The following is a 22,660-nucleotide window of genomic DNA, read 5'->3' on the forward strand; positions in this document are numbered from 1 at the left end:
ATTATTAAATAAGACACCATTAGATAACGGTGTCTTATGAATATATTCGTTTAGACACTTCTGCCACAGGCAAACCAATAATAGTATGAATATCACCTGCAACATAGTCTATAAAACGAGGATCTAAATCTTGAAAACCATAAGCACCAGCCTTATCCATGGGAGATTTAGAAGATAGGTAATCTTCGATTACTGGTTGTAGAGCAGGATAGTACTTAACAAAACTTACCTCTGCTATGGTATAAAATACCTCTATAGCATCTCGTGTCCGTAAACAAACCGAAGTCACCACATGATGCTTATGTCCAAAATACGAATGAAACATCTCTCTCGCTTCTTCTTGATTTTTAGGCTTGTTATAAATGCGATCATTGAAAACCACCATGGTATCAGCTGAAATATACAAGGTTTCCTTATCATCTTTTCCAGCTGACTTGGCTTTAGAAATTTCACAACACGTCCTAGCAGCACGCTCTAAAAAAGGCAAATGTTTCAATTTCTCCATATAAGTAGTTTCAATACCACGTTCATCCACTTCAACAGATGCAATCTCTGGAGATAAAAAAGATAATAATTGCCGTCTTCTTGGTGACTGACTTAATAGCACAACGTGTTTAGCTGGTATTATTTTTCCTCTTTTTTCATAATCAACTAAATAAGACATCTTCTCCTCTTCTTCCTATACCTTTTATTACTTTCTAATTCTTTATCTTATAGAAAACTCTCCAGTAAAAATTTCACCTGTACTTTCCCTGAAGTTAAAAACCGAGTCTTATTATAACATTTTTGTTAAAAAAATACACTCACCTCACCGTTTCAATCGTCCAGCTTTTACGCCCTCTAAACCGTATAGCACCTTGTTGATCAGTTCGATAAACACGTATTTTTGCTTTCTCAAAACGCTCTAAAGTTTCTTGGTGTGGATGTTTGTAGCGATTGTTTTTTCCTGCAGATATCAGCGCAACCTCTGGTGTGACCTGTGCTAAAAATTCTGGATAGGACGACCCTTTTGATCCATGATGCCCTGCTTTCAAAACATCAATATCAAGGCTGGGATAGGCTTTGATCAAGTCCAATTCTCCATCTTCCAAATCACCTGTAAATAAAAATCGCTTAGATAGTAATTCTCCATATAAGACAATGGAATCATTATTACCGCCATCTCCTACTGAAAAAGGATATAAAACCTGCAAGGAACTTCCCATTATGGCTAAGCGATCTCCTGCCTGTACCACACTAACAGGATAGCCTAATGCCTGTAAACGTCTTGCAAAATCTACTTTTCCTAAAGCCCCTGGACTGACTAAAATCTCTCCAATCGTAAAAGCATCTGCTACCGATTCTAAGTCACCAACATGGTCAGTATCGGTATGGGTCAATACCAATTGATCAATTTTACCTACTCCTCTGCTTTTTAAATAAGGGATTAAGGTTCTATCGGCATTCGTATCCAATACCTTTTTCCGCCATTTTTCCTGAGCCTTAAAATTAACTTTACCTCCTACATCAATCAAAATTGTTTTCCCTTTTTGATCTCTTATAAAAATACTATCTCCCTGCCCAACATCAACAATAGTAATTTCATTGGTTAAAGGTTGCTTGGTGAAACAAAATAAACAAAGCAAGCAACAAATACTAAGTCTGCGCAAGCTTTTAACAAAATAAAAATCATGCCATAGTGCTAGGAAAAATAACATGCCCGCACCAACTATCAACATTGGAGTACCTAATATCAGTGGCTTTGGGGAATAGTGAGCCACAAGACGAATCACAACTTCCAACCACTCAAAACAAGGATTCCACCAATCCATAATAAATAAGGGACTTAATAGCAAGACCATACTCAAAAGTGGCAAAATGAGGAGGTCAAATACTAAAGCAAAGAGAGCTGTTAAGATAATAGATAAGGGTTGGAAACTTGCAAAGTACCACATTAAAAGCGGTAAAATCCCTAAACTAACGGTCATGACTTCTGCTAGTAGCTTTTTAACCCCTTTTAAATGCTCCCAATCCATAATAGTTAAAATAAAAGCATAAGCTAGACTTAAGACCGCTCCCGTACTTGCCAAGGCATTTGGCAGGATAAGCATTAGTAAAATTATGGTCAGGGCAAAATTATCTAGTTTTTTATAGCCCATTAGAGACAGACTAAGTTGTAAAAGACTTCTGATAACAGAGATGGAGTAACCTGTTAAACCTGCATATAAAAAGGAGAGAGGAATCTGTAGCCAAAATGAATGTTCCTGTGTCACCCCTAACCTTAAGATAACATAGCGCACTCTATTCATAAAAAAGCCCACTTGCATTCCTGACAAAGCAAAAAGATGAATAATTCCCAAATTAGAATAAAGATCTTCCATTTCATCAAAACTGACATCTAAATAACCCAAGAGCAAACCTGTCATATAGTGGCGCATAGGCGTTGGAAAATGCGTCTCAATAAAAACCAATAATTGTCGACGCCACTGTGCAATTTGCCATCTTATGTTCCATTTGCTTGACTTGTGAATAGACTTAATCTTTGAAACCTTCAACGTTCGATAGATTTTCTGCGACTTCAAATAGGCCCGATAATCAAAGCCAGAAAAATTCCGTCTTCCTTCAGCTTCTTGCGTCTTAGCCTCAACCATCAATAAGACCGTTTGATCCAAACGTTTAAAGTAAGCTTGTTCCTCCTCAGATTGCAATTGATAATAAACCTGATAAGTTCTTCCTGAATTTTGTCCTCTAAAAGACAAACTATCACCATTAACTTTAATGGTATCAACGAGCATAGTGATTTGTGTAAGCTCTTTAGGAGCTGAGTGGTATGAGAGAGCCACTTTCCAATTTAAAAATGAAAAGAAAAGAGCAAAAGGGAGTAACGTTAAAATCAACCTAACTCCCAACTTAAGTCCACGACTAACAACGATCCAAAGTAAATATACTAAAAAAATAGGGAGTAAGTACCAATTTTGAAGGTAAAAACTCCCGTATAGCCAAATCAACAAAAATGCTACTTCAATGGGTTTTAAAGGAAAAATTTTATTCCACACTGACATTATCCTTTAACTTTTCAAACGTTTTTTCGCCAATACCTGAAATATTTTTCAAATCCTCAATAGACTGAAAACCACCATTTTGTTCACGGTAATCAATAATATCTTGTGCTCGTTTCTCACCAATACCTGAAATACTGGTTAAATCAGTGACTGTAGCCTTATTAAGATTAATTTGTTTTTCACTTGAAGTATGAGAAGAATCTGATGACATTGAAGAAGCTACAGAAACGTCATCTGCACCTTCCTCACCTTCACGCGCAACATAAATAACTTCTTCATCAGTGAGCTTAGCAGCTAAGTTGATCCTTTTTTTATCAGCATCTGGCCTTAGACCTCCTGCTTTTTCGACTAAATCTGTCACCCGACTACCTTGTTTAAGGTGATAGACCCCCTCCTTTTGAATAGCGCCCTTGATATCAACAACAAGCTCATCACTAGCTTCTCTTTCTTGGTGACTTGAAACCGAAGAAGTCAATATTGAACTTTCAATGGTTGAACTCATCAGTTGAGTTTGAGACTCAGTGGTAGGTGCTTTCTCTAACAAAAGAAATACCGCAAGTATCATCGCTAGAACCCCTAAAACTAGGCTTACCACCCACGCCTTTTTATCCTCAATAAAATCCATAATCCAATCAAACATAAACTTACCTCCATTGATTCTATTCGTAAAGGTAAATAAAAAGTGAGGTCACTTTTGCGTTAGTAATCTCACTTTTTCGTTTGATTATAATTTAATGTGTTTTTCAGGATCCCAAACAAAACTTGCCAAATAGCTAAAAACTAAGGTTAACACTACCACAACAAGAGCAAGTACGGCTGCTGGAATACGAATGAAAAACCATAAAACATTTGGCTTTTTACCATCTTGATAAGCTTGCGCTTCTTGATCAAGGGCATCAAAGGACGTTTGAACACGTCTTGCAACCTCTTCAATCCCTTCGTCATTCATGCGCTTAATATCTGATATATCAATAGCTTCTCCAAAGTTCATATCAACACGCTCGCGTGCTAAAAGCCCTTTTAAACTTCTTGGCCCTACATACACGCAAGGTAAAATCTTAACCTTAGCCATCTTAGCAATCACAGCTACCCCACCTTTAACATCTGTGGAGTGCCTGCTACCACTTGGAAACATGACTAAAGAACGGTTCCCTTTTTTCAAGACATTGATAGGATGTTTAATGGCTTGTTGGCTTGGATTTTCTCGATCAATCGGAAAAGCACCGCACATCCTAATCCACCAACCAAAAACACGATTAGCAAACAATTCCTTTTTAGCCATGAAAATAAACTGTTTAGGTCTCGCCGCATAAGCCATATAAACAGGATCCCACCATGTCCTATGCGGGGATACTAAAATATAATTTTCTTCTTCATCTAAAATGTTATGCGTATGATGATAGTGAACATTACCGTTAACAATCCACAATAATGATACCACTAAACCACGTAAGTAAGCATAAAACATCTGCTTATCTCCTTCTTCACATTATTTCTCCTATTATACTAAAATTTTTAAAATTTTGATAGAGTTAGTAGACAAGGATAGGTTTTGTGTGTATTATAGTAATAAAAGAAATTTTTTAGGAGCTTAATTTTGTCTCATCAATCATCAACAAAGAAAAAGGAATTGCCTGCTATCAATGGTATGATCGGACTTGCCAGTTTGATTACCATCCTGTCACTTCTCTATGTTCTAGGAACAAGAAGTATAGACTATGAAAAACTCAATGCCATTTTTCCTTTTATCAAATATGAAAAAAAAGTTAAACCAAAAGAAGAAGTTGTCTTAGATCCCACTGCTCTCGCTACTGGTACAAATCATAATAACGCTGCCTCTAGCTACGCTTATGATACTGCTGAGATCAGAGCTTATATGAGAGGGGAAAAAGAATACACAGGAGAAAAATTGGTCTTTATCACCATAGATGATGGTGCCAACCATAACATTACACCGCGTATTTTAGATATCCTAAAAGATCAGCAAGTCCCTGCAACCTTTTTTGTCATCGGTAGAACTGTTTATGATGAATTTGCAGACATTTTCCAAAGGCAAATTGCAGAAGGACACGCTATCGGTCTTCATAGTGTTTCACATGACATGGGCCTTCTTTATCCTGGAGGGGTACCAAATGTCACGCAAATCCTATCAGAAGCTCAAGAAGAGCAACAATACTTGAAAAATATCTTGGGAGCTGATTTTAATTCAAAAGTTTGGCGTTACCCAGGTGGAGCAATGTCATGGCAAGGCATAGAAGAAAGCAATGCTGTTCTTGCTCAAAATGGTTTTGAGTGGATTGATTGGAATGCTAGTGTGGGTGATGCTGAAGCAGCCAATATTCGACCAAACAATCTCCAAGAGATGCTAGATTATCACACCTTATCCTATAGTCATTTTCCAGAAAGTGATGTGCGAGTGGTTCTCATGCACGATGCTTATGATAAAGAATTAACAGTTGAAGCTCTTCCTCATATCATCAAATACTATAGGGATCAAGGTTATAAATTCGGAGTACTATCTTAATGCCAACTAATCTATTACAAAAAAAAGAGCGGGTTGACCAGCTCTTTTCTACTGATGTCAAAATTATTCAAAATAAAGAAGTATTCAGCTATTCTGTCGATAGTGTTCTTCTCTCACGTTTTCCAAAACTACCCAGCAAAGGAAAAATTGTTGATCTTTGTAGTGGTAATGGTGCTGTAGGCTTATTTGCCTCTAGTCAAACCAAGGCTCATATCACTCTTGTTGAGTTGCAAGAACGTTTAGCTGACATGGCTAGACGCTCTATTTCTCTCAATCATCTAGAAGAACAAGTCACTATTGTCAATGATGATTTGAAAAACCTTCTTGAGCATGTTCCACGTTCTCAGATTGATTTGATTCTCTGTAATCCACCTTATTTCAAAGCTAGCGAGACCTCTATTAAAAATCTTAGTGAACACTACCTACTCGCCCGACATGAAATCACAACTAATCTTGATGAAATCTGTCGTGTTAGTCAACAAGCTTTAAAAACTAATGGGCGTTTAGCTATGGTTCATCGACCTGATCGTTTTCTTGAAATTATTGACACTTTAAAGACTTATAAATTAGCACCAAAACGGATTCAATTTGTTTACCCTAAAGTCGGTAAAGAAGCCAACATGCTCTTAATTGAAGCGATCAAAGATGGCTCATTGGAGGGATTAAAAATCCTCCCCCCATTATTTGTTCACAACGAAGATGGTAGTTACACAAAAGAGATTTCGGAGATTTATTTTGGAAAAAGCTAGTGCTTACATGTATGTTGTGGAGTGTTCTGATCGTACTCTTTACACAGGATATACCACTGATCTTGAACGACGTATAAAAACCCATAACAGCGGGAAAGGAGCAAAATATACACGCCATCGTCGCCCCGTAAAACTGCTCTACTCAGAAAGATTTCCCGATAAAAGTTCAGCCATGAAAGCTGAAGCTGCTTTTAAAAAAAAATCTAGAAAAGAAAAGTTAGATTATATAGAAAGACAACCTCATGACCACTAAATCAAAATACGGGCTGATTCTCTACGGTATGTTATTAAGCACAGGGATTGCCCTAATTGCCTTTTTATTTTTGATATTAGAAAAGGCAAGTTCTCACTTTTTTTATCTCACTCTTTTTCCCAATTAATCTATGGCCAATTAGTATCCTTATCACATTCCTATTTATCCTATCAAAACAATTTACCTCTTCTCATCAAAAAGGAGATTCGCATGAAACGTTATAAAATTCTTTGGCATATTTTAACCGTCACAGGCTTTACTACCTTTATCAGTTCTTTCATTCTCTACCTTTTTGTAGCTTCTGGTATTTTGCTTTGGGTAGAGCCAGATTTTACAACTTATGGAGATAGTCTATGGTATAGCTTTGTCACTTCTACAACACTCGGCTATGGTGATATGTTGGTTGAAACAACCATCGGACGTATCGTGAGTATCCTTTTAGCCCTGTATGGTTTGCTATTTTTTGGTTGTTTATCTGGTATCGTGGTAAGTTACTATACTGAAGTTAGTAAACACTATTCTTTAGCAATAACACAAAAAGACAAAAAGAAATCATCATCTTAAAAAGCAGTAGGAAATCAATCTTCTAGATTTCCTACTGCTTTTTTATTAAAACGTCTTAGCAATTTCTTTTAAGTCATTAATCGCTTGATTTAAAATATCATCAGCTTGGTCTGGCTGATAAGCATGTCCTTCCACATAAACAGATTGAATGCTATCAATACCAATAAAGTTAAAAATTGATTTGATATATTGACTAGCAGTATCTTGACCATTATAAAGACCACCATTAGCTTGAATATGGAGAAGTTTTTTATCGGTTGCACGCCCTACAACTCCATTTGGAGTGTATTTAAAGGTTTTTCCAGCCACCGTAATGGTATTAATCCAAGATAAGAGATGACTTGGAATCTGCAGATTCCATAAAGGGTTAGCAATAACAACTTTATCACTAGATAAAAAGGTTTCTGTTGAATGATTAAAGCGATCTAGCTTATCTGCTTGTGAACTCGTCAACTCCCCACCTTTTTTAGCTAAAGACATGGCCTCTAGCAATTCCTTGTCAAGTGATGGAATCGTACCATCATAAACATCAATTTCAATGATCTCATCATCTGGATAAAGCGATTGATAACTATCTTTAAAGGCTTCAAATGCTTTTAAGGAATAGGATTGTTCTTTTTCTAAAGGATGACCTTTTACAAATAAGACTTTTGCCATTTTTTCTCCTCTTCATACTAATTAATGACTATAGTGTATCACTTTCAAATCAGATAGCAAATCATTTGCTCACTGAAAAAAGCTGAACAGATGTTCAGCTTTTTTAGGTTTCCATTGAATTATTTATCACCTTTGTTGCGGATAACAAAGCCATTTTTCTTTTCACTTGAGGTACGGTGTGGTTTTTTGTTGTCCTTGTTATAAAAATCTTTACGGTTTTTATTTGATGTGCGTTTAAACTCACGGCGCTCACCATTACGATCTGAGCGATTACGGCCACCACGATTGCGATCGTTACTACGACGATCTGAACGGCCTCTACCACCACCTTTACCACCTACATATTTAAATGGTAATGGCTTTTCATTTGCAATTTCAACTTTTGGCATCATTTCAGGATCCTGAACAGTTAAGGTCAAGATATACTGTGCTAACTCTTCTGGTGTAAACTCTTGAGCTAATTTAATGGCATCACCTTTGAACTTATCAAAGTTAGCTCGTACTTTTTCATCAGCAAAATCACGTTCAATCTTTTTAAGAGCAACGCGTTTTGATGCTTTAAAGGCTTCTTCTGCTGTTGCAGGTTTCATCCCTTTCATACGTTTTTTTGTCAGATCTTCAATGATTTTTAGGTAGCCCATCTCATTTGGTGAGACAAAAGTGATGGATAAACCAGATTTTCCTGCACGACCTGTACGTCCAATACGGTGAACATAGCTTTCAGGATCTTGTGGAATATCATAGTTATAAACATGCGTCACACCTGAAATATCTAGCCCACGTGCAGCAACATCTGTTGCTACTAAAATATCAAGATTGTCGTTTTTAAAATCACGAAGAACACGTAGGCGCTTCCCTTGATCAAGATCACCATGAATACCTTCTGCACGATAGCCTCGTAGTTTCAATCCACGTGTTAACTCATCAACACGACGTTTTGTACGTCCAAAAACAATTGATAATTCGGGTTGATCCACATCCATCAAACGTGTCATGGTATCAAACTTTTCATTCTCTTTGATACGGATATAGTATTGGTCAACAAGATCCGTTGTCAACTCTTTGGCCGCAATCTTAACATGCTCAGGATCTTTCATGAACTGAACACCGATACGTTTAATAGCATCTGGCATTGTCGCTGAGAAAAGAAGGGTTTGGCGGCTCTCTGGAACACGGCTAATAATACTTTCGATATCCTCTAAAAAGCCCATATTAAGCATTTCATCAGCTTCATCTAAGATTAGGGTTTCAATACCATTTAGTTTCAAAGCCTTACGCTTAATCAAATCAAGCAAACGCCCTGGTGTTCCCACAACGATGTGAGCTCCAGATTTTAAGGCTTTGATTTGTTTTTCAATACTTGATCCACCATAAACGGAACGAACTTTAACCCCTTTTTCACGTCCAAAACGGAAAAGTTCTTCCTGACTCTGAACCGCCAACTCACGAGTTGGAGCAATGACTAAAGCTTGAATAGCGGGATTCTCAACATCAATTTTATTTAAAGTCGGTAAACCAAATGCTGCGGTTTTACCTGTTCCTGTCTGTGCTTGACCAATCACATCTTTTCCTTCAAGAGCCAGTGGAATCGTCTGCTCTTGGATTGGTGATGGAGTCTCAAAGCCTGCTTTTTCAATTGCAGCTAAAATAGCATCAGATAAATTAAGTTCTGTAAATTTCAATGTGTTTTTCTTCTTTCTAAAAAGGCAGTGCGAGGCTGCCTTATCAAACCTAAATTTTGTTAAACAACTTACCTAGTATAACACACCAAGTAGGATATTGCACGAATTATTCTTCATTCCTAGAAGATAACGTTTTCTCTCTTTATCACAAAATAAAGAAACGACATCATTTTTATTTCAAAACAGCTGCAGCTAGTGCTTTTTGAATCTGAATCACACTATTATCACTCTTGAACTGCAAGATTTCTGCTGGTTCTGCAGCTGAGGAAATCCAAATCTTTAATTCTGAATCCAAATCAAAATGCCCTGAGGTTTCAACTGTAAAACGTGAAATCGATCCATAGGGGATTGATTTATAAGAGACTTTCTTTCCTGTCATTCCTTGTTTATCCACTAAAATTAATCGATATTCTGTAAACACAATTAAGTCACGGACTAAAGCAAAAGCCATCTCAACTTGCTCATTTTCTAGCAATACGTCAGCCAAATCTCTTTCTACTTTGTCATTATCTTTTTGAGAAGCATTTCCCATTAAACCTGAAAATAAACCCATAACAGTTCTCCTTTACTCATTTAATACTATTGTACTTAAAATCTGCCCATAAAAAAAGCAAAAACCTTTAGGAAAGGCTTGCTTTTTCAGATAATAACAGAAATTTTTTAAACTCTAAAAATAACACTAAAGTTCATCAAAGTGACTTCACAACGGTTTTAACCTGATTTTCAAAACTGAATCGTTGCAAACTGACTGCTGTCAAACCTCATTTCACGCTAGACAAGGCCTACTAGACCTCGACGCAACAGGCATTAACACATTACTGGACGATCTTGCAAGGGAAAGATGACGACATCACATCAGCTTTGTTGATTACTGATTTCTGTACAGAGACGCAGTAGGTCTCGGCCAATCATCCTTCACTTCGTTTGGATTCTTGGGAGACCCTTGCGGAGGTAGTGCGACGAAATCGAGTTTGCAAAGCAAACTACCGATTTCTGCACTACTCTCACATCTTCTCTTCCAACTCCACATCTGGATACTTGTCCGCAAACCAGCGGAGGGCAAAGTCGTTTTCAAAAAGGAAAACAGGTTGGTCAAAGCGATCTTTAGCTAAGATATTTCGGCTAGAGGACATGCGCTCATCCAAATCTTCTGGCTTGATCCAACGCACTGTCTTTTTACCCATAGGTGTCATGACCACTTCAGCATTGTACTCACCTTCCATGCGATGTTTGAAAACTTCAAACTGAAGTTGCCCAACAGCACCTAGCATGTACTCACCTGTTTGATAGTTTTTGTAAAGCTGAATGGCTCCTTCTTGTACCAGCTGCTCAATCCCCTTATGGAAGGATTTTTGTTTCATAACATTTTTAGCAGAAACCTTCATGAAAATTTCTGGAGTAAAGGTTGGCAGAGGTTCAAACTCAAACTTATTTTTTCCAACCGTCATAGTATCACCGACCTGATAAGTCCCAGTATCATAAACCCCGATAATATCTCCTGCCACAGCATTTTCGACATTTTCACGAGATTCAGCCATAAACTGCGTCACATTAGATAGTTTAGCAGATTTGCCTGTGCGTGGTAGGTTTACAGACATGCCACGCTCAAACTCACCTGAAACCACGCGCACAAAGGCAATACGGTCACGATGACGAGGATCCATGTTAGCTTGAATTTTAAAGACAAATCCTGAAAAATCCTTATTAAGCGGATCAATCATCTCACCTTCAGTGGTTTTATGACCATGTGGTTCTGGCGCAAATTCCAAGAAAGTATCAAGGAAGGTTTGAACACCAAAGTTTGTCAGGGCAGATCCAAAGAAAACAGGTGTTAAATCCCCCGCAAGAATCGCTTCTTCTGAAAATTCATTTCCAGCCTCTTCTAATAGCTCAACATCCTCTAACACTTGCTCATAAAACGGGTTATTACTAAAGAGATTAGCCCCTTCCTCGAAACTGGCAAAACGCTCATCACCTTTGTAAAGCTCTAAGCGTTGATTATGAAGATCATAAAGGCCCTCAAAGGCTTTTCCCATACCGATTGGCCAGTTCATTGGGTAAGAAGCGATACCAAGGATTTCTTCTAGTTCTTCTAACAAATCCAAAGGCTCACGCCCATCACGGTCCAACTTATTAATAAAAGTAAAGACTGGAATATTGCGATGTTTGACAACCTCAAACAGTTTTTTCGTCTGTGCCTCAATCCCCTTGGCAGAATCAATCACCATCACCGCAGCATCCACGGCCATCAAGGTACGGTAGGTATCTTCTGAGAAATCCTCGTGTCCTGGTGTATCTAAAATGTTAACCCGTTTTCCTGCATAGTCAAACTGCATGACAGATGAGGTTACCGAGATACCACGTTGCTTCTCGATATCCATCCAGTCAGACTTGGCAAAGTTCCCAGTTTTTTTCCCTTTGACCGTACCAGCCTCACGAATCTCACCACCAAAGTAAAGCAATTGTTCTGTAATAGTCGTTTTACCAGCATCTGGGTGAGAGATGATGGCAAAGGTGCGGCGTTTTTTAATTTCTTCTTGAATCGACATGTTTCTTCCTTTTATTTTTTGTAATCATCAATGCTAAACATTATCTAGACAGACAAAAAGAGCTGCCTGTGCAACTCTTTTATTATAACCAAAAAACCGCTAGGCTTCAAGCTCTTCTTTTGCTTTTAAAAAGATGGTAAAGCCAGTCACAAGAGCCTGAAGTAGTACTATAGCCCCAATAACCACCGCCGTTACCAATACAACATTTAATGGTAGGTAGTGACTATTAATCAAAGGTGTTTTCAGCATAAAGCCATAGTTTCCACCTGTTACTAAACAAGCCAGTAAGATGAGGGCATTCATCAGCAAGGACCATCTGATCACCTGAGAAAGTGTCAGATGGCTCTCTACTTTTTCCAGTAGCAAATAGTTACTACAATTTATAGCCAATGCTAGATGGCCCATCACATAACTCAAACTCGTGATATGGGGAAAAGGGTAAGGATCAAAGATAGGATGAAGTAAAGCGACGCTAGCCCCAAATAAACCTAGATAAGCAAAGTAGGTTTTCATCGAACTTTGTTTTGAAAAAAGCATAACCAATATTGCAAGGCGGCAATGATAAAAAGGTAAACTTTCAGACAAAGGCATATCCATCAGCAAATACCACATATATAGACTGATAACCTGAACCAGCTGCAGTAACCACAAACAGCTACGAAAAACCCTACTCTGATAGCAGTAAAAAGAGGTAAGCAAGCCTAAAGCGAGTATCATCAGTAGTCCTACTTGATGCAAAAAGGTCAGTTGCGGAGGAAAAGAAGGCTGTGGTGTAAACAGTTTCTCTAGCATCTAATCTAACCCTCTTCTAAAATCTCCACAAGCTTAGATAATTTCATCGAGTTAGAGCCTTTGAGTAGCAATTGGTCATCTTTCTCTAGACTTTCTTTAACCTGTTTCACCAAGTCTTCAAATTGGTCCTCATCTTCTGTTTTCTTAAAGAAATAGACTTTACCAAGTGGGAACATCTGACTAGCTAGCTGAGCCAAACCTTCAATATCTTGACCATAAAAAATAACGGTATCTAGAACATCAGGCGACAGGCTCAAAATCATCTGATTATGAAGGTCAACCGACTGCTCCCCGAGTTCTTTCATATCTGCTAAAACAGCAATTTTCTTGCCGCCTTCATTAGCTGGGATGCTAGAGAAGGTTTCTAAAATCAAGCGCATGGCTGTTGGATTGGCATTATAGACATCACTGAGAATATCAGCACCGTTAGCTGCTTTTTTCCACTCGGTACGATTTCGTGTCAGATTAAGACTAGCCAAAGCAGACTTGATAGCCTCATCAGACACTCCCAAGGTCTGACCAACATAGCTTGCTACCATGGCATTGGTGGCATTGTACTTGCCCGTTACAGGTAGGAAAATGTCGCCGTCCATAAAGTTTACGGTGAAGGTCAGGCTATCTTTTGACTCGACCAGACTGGTCACCTGCAAATCAGCCTGCTCACCGAAGCGAATAAGTTCTACATGGCTCGGCAAGAGCTTATCCGCAATCGGATCTGCTGGGATCAGAAGCTTACTACCAGCTGTCATTCCGTCCGCAATCTGTAATTTTCCTTTGGCAATCTCTTCTCGTGAACCGAAAAATTCCAGATGGGCTTCGCCAAATAGAGTGATGACAGACAGGCTTGGTTTCGCAATCTCTGATAAGAGATGAATGTCACCTAAGTGGTCTTGTCCCATCTCTAAAACCAGTTTCTCAGTCTCGTCTGGCATATGAAGGACAGTGTAAGGGAGACCAATTTCATTGTTATAGTTTCCTTGTGTTTTGTAGGTCTTGTAAGTGGTTACTAAGATATCATGAATCATATCTTTGGTCGTTGTTTTACCATTTGACCCTGTCACTGCAATGACCTCTACAGCAGTTTTTTCTAGATAATAGGACGCTAATCTTTGTAGCGCAGCCAAGCAATCATCTACTAGAATGTGAGGAACATCAAGGCTGACCTCGGATAGGGTTACTGCGCAGCCATTTTCAAAAGCCACAGGAATAAAGTCATGACCATCACGCGCACCTTTTAAAGGGATAAAGAGGTCATTTTCTTCAATCAAACGGCTATCAAACTCAACTTTGTTGAGCTCTTGATTGGGATAAAGATTAACATCATTTTTAGCACCCAAAACTTGGGCTACTTCATACACACTTAATTTCATTTTTTCTCCAAATATATCATAAAAAAGAGCTTTCGCTCTTTTATTATATCATGTTTTAGATTAAATGGCTTTCACGTTTTGTAAACATCTCTTTAGCTAAAATAACTAGCTCCTCAATCAAATCTGGGTAGGCTAAGCCCATATTTTCCCATAAAAGAGGATACATCGACCACTGGGTAAATCCAGGCATGGTATTAAGCTCATTAAGGTAGATAGAGCCGTCTTCTGTCAGGAAGAAATCACAACGTGATAAGCCACAACCTCCAATAGCACGAAAAGCACGGCTAGCATAGTCACGCATCTGAGACATGACCTGATCATCAATTTCCGCTGGAATCACCATCGTGATTTTATTGTCAATATACTTGGCTTGGTAATCGTAAAAGGCTACATCCTTAACCACTTCTCCAGCCTCTGTTGTCTTGACATGAGTATTTCCAAGAATACCAACTTCAATTTCCCGAGCAGTGACACCTTGTTCGATAAGGATACGACTATCGTATTTTAGAGCTAGGTCAATAGCAGAGCGAAGACTAAGCTCATCATCAGCCTTACTGATACCAACAGAGGATCCCATATTAGCTGGTTTGACAAATATTGGGAATGATAATTTGTCTAAAGTCTCAGCGATCACTTTTTCCAAATCCTCTCCTTCAATATAAACAGTATAGGCAACTTGAGGTACTCCTGCTGATTCCAGAACACGCTTAGTTGTAATCTTATCCATAGCAACACTCGAAGAAAGGACTGTTGTGCCTACATAAGGCATCTTTAAGACTTCTAAAAAGCCTTGGATAGAGCCATCTTCTCCCATAGGGCCATGAAGGACCGGAAAAACGACGGCACCTTCCTCATAAATATCAGAAGGTTTAATCTGTTGTTCAGACACAACCGTTTCATTGGTCATGAGCTTTTCATCTTCTGCTGGAGTTGCTGTAAACTCTTGAGTTTTGATGAATTCTCCTTTTTTTGTGATGAAATAAGTCTTGACTGAAAATTTATCATAATTGACTGCACGCATCACACTTTCAGCAGATAAAACTGAAACCTCACGCTCTGCTGAACGCCCTCCATATAATAACACTAACGTTTCTTTAGACATAATATTTCCTTTTCTCTTGGTTATTTAGTAGTGTTTGATAACATCTACTTCCTTATAATTCTGTTCGATTTTCAATTGCTCGAAGTAAGGTTACCTCATCAGCATATTCAATATCGCTTCCAACAGCCAACCCACGCGCTAAACGTGTCACTTTAATGCCAGCTGGTTTGAGGACGCGAGAAATATACATAGATGTTGCTTCACCATCTGCTGTCGCATTTGTAGCAATGATAACCTCACTAACTTGACTATCCATCAAGCGGGTAATTAAGCTTTTTAAGTTGATATCATCTGGACTAATGCCATTCATTGGAGAAATTAGACCATGTAAAACATGATAAAGTCCATGATACTCTTGGATTTTCTCCATAGCTGAAACGTCCTTACTCTCTTCTACAACTAAGATAGTCGAGCGATCACGTGTTTCATCTGTACAAATACTGCAAGGATCATCGTCTGTTAGATTACCACAAGTCGAGCAATAGGTCAATTCCCGCTTAGCAGCTAATAAATTTTTAGCAAAGGTATTAACCTCTTCATCAGACATGGCAATGGTATAAAAAGCAAGGCGTGTTGCCGTTTTTATTCCGATACCAGGTAACTTTGTAAAACTATCAATAAGTTTTGCAATAGGTGTTGGATATAACACAAGAACTCCTTTCTAATTCATGGGATACATTGAGTGATAGAGGTTGATGATGTCACGAATAACATATTCACTAACATCTCCTCTTAATTCTGTTTCATGAGGCAGAACAACTGCCACGGCAATTTTAGGTTGATCACTTGGCGCATAAGCTACTTGGTTTAAGTTAGAAGTGTAAATCGAGTTACCATCAGCCGTTTTGACATAGGCTTCAGCTGTCCCTGTTTTAGCTGAAATCGAAACAGCTGCACCATTTCCAATCTTTGTTCCTGTCGTATAGCTGCCACTACCATTGGCAACTTGATAAAATCCTTGTTGGATCAAGCTCATTTCCTCTGAGGAAATATTGACTGTCCCTAATTTCTGACCTTCTACTGTTTGGCTCAAATCACCAATGCCATCTTCTTTATTTGGTGTATAAATTCCATCTACAATATGCGGTGCAATTCGCGTTCCACCATTAGCTATGGTGGCAACATACTGAGCTAATTGGAGTGTGGTATAGTTATCATATTGCCCAAAACTCTCTGTCAAAACATTACCTGCCACAAACTCTGTTGGCAAAATCCCCACAGACTCACCTGGAAGGTCGATACCTGTTTTGACCCCCAAACCAAACTGTGCATAAGTGGCACGTAATTTTTCCATAGCCTCTTTATATTGATCTGTTGCTAGAGATAGACCTGTATGGTATTCCATGCCCATTAAACGTAGGGCGATCTGAACCATATAAGGATTGGAAGAATATTCTAGTGCTTGTGTTGCCGTGATAGGGAGGGACCCTGAAGTAAACCAGGAATTAATCGTATTTGAATCACCTGAAAAGACAATCGGTTGGTCATAAAGTGTCTCATTCCCTGATAGTACACCGTTTTCCCATCCTGCAGCAAGTGTGGCACCTTTAACAACTGACCCTGGGGTAAAAACTTGGGTAATATTTCCCAAAGAGTTTTTCGATAACTCACCTGTTTCAAGATCATGGCTAATCCCGCCAAGAGCTAAGACTGCTCCAGTATTAGGATCTAACGCTGTGGCATATATACCTTCTGAGTAGACTGTTCCGCCATTTTCTAATTCTTGTTTAAAATATTTTTCAAGAATATCTTCTACACCTTCTTGAAATTTAAGATCAATGGTTAATTTCAAATTCTGCCCCTTGGTGCCTTTTGAAACTTCCTTCGTTTCCTTAACAGATCCATCTTTATCTAGGGTAATTTCTTGAAGCGTCGGATTTCCTTGAAGAACGTCTTCATACTGCTTTTCTAAATAAGACGTTCCTACACGATCATTTAACGAATAACCTTTTTTTAAGTAAGTATCAACTTCTTCTGCAGGAAGCCCTGTTTTTTCACTAGAGACGGTTCCAATAACTGAGCTGAGAGAGTTACTGGCTGTTTTTCTAGTCCAATCTGTTCTGACAGAAATACCTGATAATTCTTTACTTTTAGCTGTGATAACCGCAATTTGCTGATCATTTAGCTCGCCAGTTGTCAGACTAACCGTGTTAAAGGCTTGCGCAGCATTCATTTGGCTAAAAATAGCAATGATTTTTAGCTCATCCTCAGAATAATTGATGTCATCCTTAGAAACCGCATCAACTGCATTTTTATAAACCGTTGCTTCCGACAGGGTGTTCCCGAAATTGTCATATTTTTTATCATCAGGTAAGGACTCTACGACCTTACGATAAGTTGAGGTATCTGCCAAGTAATAATCTTTTTTTTCTCGTGTCGTCACCTCAGTCTCTGTCAAGGTTACCAACTTTGACAGTGCTGTGGCAATTTCTTTAATCTCCTGTGCTGTAATGGTATTGCTTCGCGTAAAGGCTACCACTTCTTTGGCTTCATTTGCAACCAATAAGCTCCCTGTAGCATCATAAATTTCACCCCTTGGCGTTGCATTTCTAACCTTATAAACTGTGGAAGTTGTTAGTTTTTCTGTATAAAAGTCTTGATTAACAACTTGCATATAGGCTAGCCGAAAAAGCAAAATAACAAACAAAAGGACAATAATCATAAAAAGAAGGTGGAGCCTCTGAGCCACCTTATTCATCTTAAATTGCCGCCCAAAATTTGGACGCTTAAACCTTGCCATACTTTCCCTCACTTTACAAAACTTGCTGAATTCTATTTTAGCATATTTTAAACCATTTGTTCTTAAAATAAGAGAAGGATAAAAAGAAAAATACCCTTAGGCAAGCTAAGGATATTCTCATCAGGATTATTTTCCTAGATAGTATTCTGCAGTAACGTTTAATTTTTCGTCAAATTCAAATACAAGTGGTGGGAAGTTAGGGATTTCAACATCCATAATTTCATCATCAGACAATTGTTTGATGTGTTTTACAAGGGCACGGATTGAGTTACCATGTGCACCAACGAAAACATTTTTACCATCTTTAAGAGCTGGAGCAATTTTATCTTCCCAGAATGGAAGGGCACGCTCAAGCGTTACTTTCAAGTTTTCTGCATCTGGAATAACAGAGTCATCAAGGTGTGCATAACGACGGTCAGTGTGTGCTGAGTGTGCATCGTCTTTAGCCATAAGTGGTGGCAATGTATCGTATGAACGACGCCAGATGTGAACTTGCTCATCACCAAATTCAGCAGCTGCTTCAGCTTTATCTTTACCAGTCAAACCACCGTAGTGACGTTCGTTTAAGCGCCATGATTTTTCAACTGGTACCCAAAGTTGATCAGAATACTCAAGAGCAAGGTTAGTTGTTTTGATAGCACGTTTCAATACAGATGTGAAAGCAAGGTCAAACTCGATTCCAGCTTCCTTAATCAAAGCACCAGCATCTTTAGCTTGTTGTGTTCCTTTTTCTGAAAGATCAACATCAGCCCAACCAGTGAAAAGGTTAGCTTTGTTCCATTCTGACTCACCGTGGCGAGCGAAAACCAATTTTACCATTAGTTGTGTCTCCTTTTTATTTAGGCTTTACGCCATTTACTCTTTCCATTTTACAAAAAAAATAAGAAAAAATCTAGTCAAATCCTTAATTTTCTTGAAAAGCCTCAGTGCCCACTTGTCACTTTTAAACCAATGATACCAATTACTAATAAAGCTAAAAATAGATAAGAGAGAGGTGATAAGCGGTCTCCCAAAAAGACAAGGCCAACTATGATCGTCCCAATAGCGCCAATCCCCGTCCAGATAGGATAGGCTAAGCCCATAGGTAAATCTCGTAAAGCTTTTGAGAGCAGATAAAAGCTCAAAAGCATACCCAGTAAAGTTATCAAACTGTAACCAATTTTGGTAAAACCATCACTCAATTTCATAGTTGTTGCCCAAACGACTTCCAATAAACCTGCAAAGGTCAAATAAAACCACGTCATCTTTTTCCTCCTAAACTATAAAAGGATAACCAGACTACTTCTTTATCTCGTTAGAGATATCCCTACAAAATAGCCTCGTTATCCTAGTCCACCTTCCGGGGAAGATGGGGAATGTATTCTCAATCAGATAGATTGTCAATCTTCTTCACAAACCAAAAATTCAAATAACATATAAGATTGAATTTACATGATAAGCGTGTTAAAATAGAGAAAATTTATCCTTTTGGAGGTTTCTATGGTTTCAACGCAAACAACTATTGCAGGTTTTACTTTTACCAATTGCTTGATGAATGCTGCTGGGGTCTTCTGTATGACCAAAGAAGAGCTTGAAGCAGTTGAACAGTCAGCTGCTGGATCTTTCGTCACCAAGACAGGTACTTTGGCTGCTCGTCAAGGTAATCCTGAACCCCGCTATGTTGACACAGAGCTAGGTTCTATCAACTCGATGGGATTACCTAACCTTGGAGTTGACTATTATCTAGATTATGTTACTGAATTACAATACAAAGAAAATACCAAACCTCACTTCCTTTCTCTAGTAGGAATGTCACCAGATGAAACACACACTATCTTAAAAAAAGTCATGGATAGTGACTATAATGGTTTAGTAGAGCTTAATCTGTCTTGCCCTAATGTTCCTGGAAAACCACAGATTGCCTATGACTTTGAAACAACCAATCAGATTTTAAGTGAAGTCTTTCGTTATTACACTAAACCACTAGGTATTAAGCTACCTCCATATTTTGATATTGTTCATTTTGATCAGGCTGCTGAGATTTTTAACCAATACCCACTAGCTTTTGTCAACTGTGTCAATTCCGTCGGAAATGGTCTAGTTATCCAAGATGAGACAGTGGTTATTAAGCCTAAAAATGGTTTTGGCGGTATCGGTGGCGATTATATTAAACCTACAGCTCTAGCTAACGTCCATGCCTTTTACCAACGCCTTAAGCCAGAAATCAAAATTATTGGAACAGGGGGTGTCAAAACAGGACGTGATGCTTTTGAACATATCCTTTGTGGTGCAAGCATGGTTCAAATCGGAACTGCCCTCCATCAAGAAGGACCTGAAATTTTTGAACGCATTACCAATGAATTAAAAGACATCATGACAGAAAAAGGCTATCAAAGCTTAGATGACTTCCGTGGAAAATTAAACTATATCAACTAAAAAGAGAAGATGGCTTAACTAGCTATCTTCTCTTTTTTCTATTTCTACGATTACTTTCTTAGCAAGGGTCTAACTCCGACTATTTTTTAAGTTCACCATCATTTCCTGAATCACCTTCTTGCTCTGGTAGAAAAGGATTTTTTTTGGTTTTAAAATACAAAAATACAAAAAGGGGGAGTTTAACCAAGAGGGTGAAGACAATCAGGGTAAGTGCAATTTTTTGGACAAGTGTCATTAGGATTCTCTTTCATGCATGTTTTTCCTTTATTATAGCTTTTTTCAAACTTTTGGTCAAAAGCTAGGAGGCGAAGACCATTTAAAATAACTAAAATTGTAGAACCTTCATGACCAACCACTCCCAGTGGAAGATTAATAACTTGAACAACATTAGCAGCAATTAAACTAATGATAATGGCTAAAGCAAAAATAATATTTTCTAATACAATATGCTTCATCTTCTGAGATAAAGAAATCGCAAATGGAATACGAGTGAGATCCTCTAATAAGACCACATCAGCACTTTCAATAGCAATATCAGTCCCTGATCCGACTGCAAAACTGACATCGGCTGTGACAAGGGCCGGCGCATCATTAATACCATCTCCCACCATGGCAACAGAGCCATATTTTTCTTGCAACTCTTTAATACGATCTGATTTATCCTGTGGCATACAGTTTGCCACAACATCATCAAGCCCCAATTCTGTTGCAATATGACAGGCTGTCTTTTCCTGATCTCCTGTTAGCATAATGGTTTTAATTCCCATATTTTGTAGAGCTTTTACCGCTACTAGACTGTCTGGTTTTAATTGATCTTCCAGCGCAATAATTCCCATTAACTCTTGATCCGCTGATACATACACCAAGGTTTTTCCTTCATTTTCCCAAGTGTCGATTAAAGCTTTTTCTCGATCACTTATTTTTTTTATCTCTGCATCTAAAACAAAGCCTTTTTTTCCAATTTTCCAACGTTTTTGAGCAAATGTTGCTACTAAACCTTGACCTGTTAAATCCTCCAGATTCTCTAGTGTTAGATTAGGGCTTGTTTTGGTAAATTCTACTAAAGCTGTTGCGATTGGATGGGTTGAGGTTTTTTCAGCTGCGGCTACAATTTGTCGAACCAAGCTCTCTTCTTGTGTAAAATAAGCATCAACAACTTCTGGGTGTCCTTGTGTTAAGGTACCTGTCTTATCCATCACAATGGCTTTGACATCACCCAGCTTATCCATAATGTCGCCACCTTTGACAATCATTCCCTTTTTAGCTGCTCGAGAAATTGCGGACAAAGTGGCTGGAGTTGAACTTGCAATTAAGGCACAAGGTGAAGCCACCGTTAGAAGAATCATCCCTCTATAAAAAGCATCTTTCCAATCCCAACCCAGTATTAAAGCCGTAAAGAGGATAAAGCTCGGCACTAAAATAAGAACAGCTTTAACATAATGGTCCTCGAGATTTTCAATAAAAGTAGCTGTCTTACTTTTTGACTTCTGTGCTGTCTCTACCATACTGATAATCTTATCAAAAAGGGTATCTCCATTTTCAACCGTAACAACCATTTCAATACTAGAGCCTTGATTTAAAGTTCCTCCAATAAGAAAATCTCCTTCTTCTTTTCTTGCAGGAATTGGCTCACCTGTCACCATAGCCTCATCAAAATAAGATAAGCCAGATAAAATCACTCCATCAATTGGAACAGCTTCACCTTTTCTAACCTGAATACGATCACCCACCTTAAGGTCTGCTGTTAAAACTTCTTTAATATTTCCATTGTCATCCATTAACCGTGCTGTATCAGGAGTGAGATTCATCAAACTAGAAATAGCATTTTTACTTTTTTCCATTGCTAATTCTTCTAGTGTTGAAGATAAGGAGAAAATAAAAATCAGTAAAGAGCCCTCCATCCAGTAGCCAATTAGACCTGCACCAACTGCAGCTAAAATCATCAAAACATCTACCGATAAGTGTCTTTCATAAACCAACTCCTCTATCCCTCCTTTAGCCGAAGCATAACCTCCAACTAAAAATGCTAGAACAAAACAGACTGTCGCAAATTCTGCTCCGATAAAAGCTTGAGAACTAAATCCCATTACAATGAGAAGTAAACAACTAAGGGTTTGTAATACTCCTGAATATTTTTTTACTTTATCAAACATCACCAACACCTCTTTATTTAGAATGATTATTATTTATACTTTAATTATAATCGTTCTAAATAAATAAGT

20 protein-coding genes and 1 pseudogene are annotated in these 22,660 nt (G+C 38.3%); 5 read left to right on the forward strand and 16 right to left on the reverse strand.

What is annotated here, in order from left to right:
- Positions 1-34: 34 nt before the first annotated feature.
- From ACVRWY_RS01360 to ACVRWY_RS01375, 4 genes are all read right to left on the reverse strand, one after another.
- On the reverse strand, positions 35-664 hold the full coding sequence (locus tag ACVRWY_RS01360; protein WP_354367375.1) for a Maf family protein: 630 nt from the start codon (positions 662-664) through the stop codon (positions 35-37).
- A gap of 139 nt (positions 665-803) precedes the next feature.
- Positions 804-3,041 carry a DNA internalization-related competence protein ComEC/Rec2 gene (locus ACVRWY_RS01365; protein ID WP_435533027.1) on the reverse strand — a complete coding sequence of 746 codons (2,238 nt, stop codon included), beginning with the start codon at positions 3,039-3,041 and terminating at the stop codon, positions 804-806.
- Positions 3,025-3,681, reverse strand: coding sequence for a helix-hairpin-helix domain-containing protein (locus tag ACVRWY_RS01370; protein ID WP_354367379.1), 657 nt, complete (start codon positions 3,679-3,681; stop codon positions 3,025-3,027). Before ACVRWY_RS01370 ends, ACVRWY_RS01365 begins: the two co-directional genes overlap by 17 nt.
- Before the next feature lie 84 nt (positions 3,682-3,765).
- On the reverse strand, positions 3,766-4,509 hold the full coding sequence (locus ACVRWY_RS01375; protein WP_354367381.1) for a lysophospholipid acyltransferase family protein: 744 nt from the start codon (positions 4,507-4,509) through the stop codon (positions 3,766-3,768).
- Positions 4,510-4,638: 129 nt separating this feature from the next.
- On the opposite strand from ACVRWY_RS01375, the gene ACVRWY_RS01380 reads away from it, so the two are divergent.
- The 4 genes from ACVRWY_RS01380 (at position 4,639) to ACVRWY_RS01395 (ending at position 7,131) form a co-directional block, all read left to right on the forward strand.
- The gene (locus ACVRWY_RS01380) at positions 4,639-5,565 is read left to right on the forward strand and encodes a polysaccharide deacetylase family protein (RefSeq protein WP_354367383.1); all 927 of its coding nucleotides are present in this window, start codon (positions 4,639-4,641) and stop codon (positions 5,563-5,565) included.
- A complete protein-coding gene (locus tag ACVRWY_RS01385; protein ID WP_354367385.1) occupies positions 5,565-6,314 on the forward strand; it encodes a tRNA1(Val) (adenine(37)-N6)-methyltransferase in 750 nt (249 codons plus the stop codon). Before ACVRWY_RS01380 ends, ACVRWY_RS01385 begins: the two co-directional genes overlap by 1 nt.
- Positions 6,301-6,567 carry a GIY-YIG nuclease family protein gene (locus tag ACVRWY_RS01390; RefSeq protein ID WP_354367387.1) on the forward strand — a complete coding sequence of 89 codons (267 nt, stop codon included), beginning with the start codon at positions 6,301-6,303 and terminating at the stop codon, positions 6,565-6,567. The genes ACVRWY_RS01385 and ACVRWY_RS01390 overlap by 14 nt, the downstream gene beginning before the upstream one ends.
- 210 nt (positions 6,568-6,777) lie before the next feature.
- The gene (locus ACVRWY_RS01395; RefSeq protein ID WP_354367389.1) at positions 6,778-7,131 is read left to right on the forward strand and encodes a potassium channel family protein; all 354 of its coding nucleotides are present in this window, start codon (positions 6,778-6,780) and stop codon (positions 7,129-7,131) included.
- A 45-nt stretch (positions 7,132-7,176) separates the two neighbouring features.
- Here the strand turns inward: ACVRWY_RS01395 and ACVRWY_RS01400 are convergent, their stop codons facing one another.
- The 11 genes from ACVRWY_RS01400 to ACVRWY_RS01450 all read right to left on the reverse strand — a co-directional run bounded on the left by ACVRWY_RS01400 (position 7,177) and on the right by ACVRWY_RS01450 (position 19,267).
- The gene (locus ACVRWY_RS01400) at positions 7,177-7,788 is read right to left on the reverse strand and encodes an NAD(P)H-dependent oxidoreductase (protein ID WP_354367391.1); all 612 of its coding nucleotides are present in this window, start codon (positions 7,786-7,788) and stop codon (positions 7,177-7,179) included.
- Between the two features lie 119 nt (positions 7,789-7,907).
- Complete coding sequence (gene cshA, locus ACVRWY_RS01405; protein WP_354367393.1) at positions 7,908-9,470, reverse strand: degradosome RNA helicase CshA; 1,563 nt, start codon at positions 9,468-9,470, stop codon at positions 7,908-7,910.
- 172 nt (positions 9,471-9,642) lie between these two features.
- On the reverse strand, positions 9,643-10,023 hold the full coding sequence (locus tag ACVRWY_RS01410) for a PH domain-containing protein (RefSeq protein ID WP_354367395.1): 381 nt from the start codon (positions 10,021-10,023) through the stop codon (positions 9,643-9,645).
- 451 nt (positions 10,024-10,474) lie between these two features.
- Positions 10,475-12,019 (reverse strand): peptide chain release factor 3, encoded by a 1,545-nt coding sequence (locus ACVRWY_RS01415; RefSeq protein WP_354367397.1) that lies wholly within the window; start codon positions 12,017-12,019, stop codon positions 10,475-10,477.
- A gap of 99 nt (positions 12,020-12,118) precedes the next feature.
- Entirely contained in the window at positions 12,119-12,811 is a 693-nt protein-coding gene (locus ACVRWY_RS01420; protein ID WP_354367399.1) for a YwaF family protein, read from the reverse strand.
- Between the two features lie 5 nt (positions 12,812-12,816).
- Entirely contained in the window at positions 12,817-14,181 is a 1,365-nt protein-coding gene (locus tag ACVRWY_RS01425; RefSeq protein ID WP_354367401.1) for a UDP-N-acetylmuramoyl-tripeptide--D-alanyl-D-alanine ligase, read from the reverse strand.
- Positions 14,182-14,236: 55 nt separating this feature from the next.
- Entirely contained in the window at positions 14,237-15,283 is a 1,047-nt protein-coding gene (locus tag ACVRWY_RS01430; protein WP_354367403.1) for a D-alanine--D-alanine ligase, read from the reverse strand.
- Between the two features lie 52 nt (positions 15,284-15,335).
- Entirely contained in the window at positions 15,336-15,932 is a 597-nt protein-coding gene (gene recR / locus ACVRWY_RS01435; RefSeq protein WP_354367405.1) for a recombination mediator RecR, read from the reverse strand.
- A gap of 12 nt (positions 15,933-15,944) precedes the next feature.
- Positions 15,945-18,023, reverse strand: coding sequence for a penicillin-binding protein PBP2B (gene pbp2b / locus ACVRWY_RS01440; protein WP_354367407.1), 2,079 nt, complete (start codon positions 18,021-18,023; stop codon positions 15,945-15,947).
- A 126-nt stretch (positions 18,024-18,149) separates the two neighbouring features.
- Positions 18,150-18,842, reverse strand: a complete 693-nt coding sequence (locus tag ACVRWY_RS01445) for a phosphoglycerate mutase (RefSeq protein WP_354367409.1) — start codon at positions 18,840-18,842, stop codon at positions 18,150-18,152.
- A 104-nt stretch (positions 18,843-18,946) separates the two neighbouring features.
- Positions 18,947-19,267, reverse strand: a complete 321-nt coding sequence (locus ACVRWY_RS01450) for a DMT family transporter (protein WP_354367411.1) — start codon at positions 19,265-19,267, stop codon at positions 18,947-18,949.
- Positions 19,268-19,502: 235 nt separating this feature from the next.
- Between ACVRWY_RS01450 and ACVRWY_RS01455 the strand changes: the two genes are divergently transcribed.
- Positions 19,503-20,438, forward strand: coding sequence for a dihydroorotate oxidase (locus tag ACVRWY_RS01455; RefSeq protein ID WP_354367413.1), 936 nt, complete (start codon positions 19,503-19,505; stop codon positions 20,436-20,438).
- Positions 20,439-20,731: 293 nt separating this feature from the next.
- Here the strand turns inward: ACVRWY_RS01455 and ACVRWY_RS01460 are convergent.
- A pseudogene (locus tag ACVRWY_RS01460) lies at positions 20,732-22,591 on the reverse strand (heavy metal translocating P-type ATPase); the annotation flags it as partial.
- Positions 22,592-22,660: the final 69 nt, after the last annotated feature.

It is taken from the genome of Streptococcus porcorum (assembly GCF_053203725.1).

What these genes read in the sequence shown, in the direction of transcription:
- ACVRWY_RS01375 (WP_354367381.1), bottom strand. Translation starts at nt 4,509, where the DNA reads ATGTTTTATGCTTACTTACGTGGTTTAGTGGTATCATTATTGTGGATT.
- ACVRWY_RS01365 (WP_435533027.1), bottom strand. Translation starts at nt 3,041, where the DNA reads ATGTCAGTGTGGAATAAAATTTTTCCTTTAAAACCCATTGAAGTAGCA.
- ACVRWY_RS01410 (WP_354367395.1), bottom strand. Translation starts at nt 10,023, where the DNA reads ATGGGTTTATTTTCAGGTTTAATGGGAAATGCTTCTCAAAAAGATAAT.
- pbp2b (WP_354367407.1), bottom strand. Translation starts at nt 18,023, where the DNA reads ATGGCAAGGTTTAAGCGTCCAAATTTTGGGCGGCAATTTAAGATGAAT.
- ACVRWY_RS01415 (WP_354367397.1), bottom strand. Translation starts at nt 12,019, where the DNA reads ATGTCGATTCAAGAAGAAATTAAAAAACGCCGCACCTTTGCCATCATC.
- ACVRWY_RS01450 (WP_354367411.1), bottom strand. Translation starts at nt 19,267, where the DNA reads ATGACGTGGTTTTATTTGACCTTTGCAGGTTTATTGGAAGTCGTTTGG.
- ACVRWY_RS01445 (WP_354367409.1), bottom strand. Translation starts at nt 18,842, where the DNA reads ATGGTAAAATTGGTTTTCGCTCGCCACGGTGAGTCAGAATGGAACAAA.
- ACVRWY_RS01455 (WP_354367413.1), top strand. Translation starts at nt 19,503, where the DNA reads ATGGTTTCAACGCAAACAACTATTGCAGGTTTTACTTTTACCAATTGC.
- ACVRWY_RS01425 (WP_354367401.1), bottom strand. Translation starts at nt 14,181, where the DNA reads ATGAAATTAAGTGTGTATGAAGTAGCCCAAGTTTTGGGTGCTAAAAAT.
- ACVRWY_RS01395 (WP_354367389.1), top strand. Translation starts at nt 6,778, where the DNA reads ATGAAACGTTATAAAATTCTTTGGCATATTTTAACCGTCACAGGCTTT.
- ACVRWY_RS01370 (WP_354367379.1), bottom strand. Translation starts at nt 3,681, where the DNA reads ATGTTTGATTGGATTATGGATTTTATTGAGGATAAAAAGGCGTGGGTG.
- ACVRWY_RS01430 (WP_354367403.1), bottom strand. Translation starts at nt 15,283, where the DNA reads ATGTCTAAAGAAACGTTAGTGTTATTATATGGAGGGCGTTCAGCAGAG.
- ACVRWY_RS01400 (WP_354367391.1), bottom strand. Translation starts at nt 7,788, where the DNA reads ATGGCAAAAGTCTTATTTGTAAAAGGTCATCCTTTAGAAAAAGAACAA.
- ACVRWY_RS01360 (WP_354367375.1), bottom strand. Translation starts at nt 664, where the DNA reads ATGTCTTATTTAGTTGATTATGAAAAAAGAGGAAAAATAATACCAGCT.
- ACVRWY_RS01420 (WP_354367399.1), bottom strand. Translation starts at nt 12,811, where the DNA reads ATGCTAGAGAAACTGTTTACACCACAGCCTTCTTTTCCTCCGCAACTG.
- ACVRWY_RS01385 (WP_354367385.1), top strand. Translation starts at nt 5,565, where the DNA reads ATGCCAACTAATCTATTACAAAAAAAAGAGCGGGTTGACCAGCTCTTT.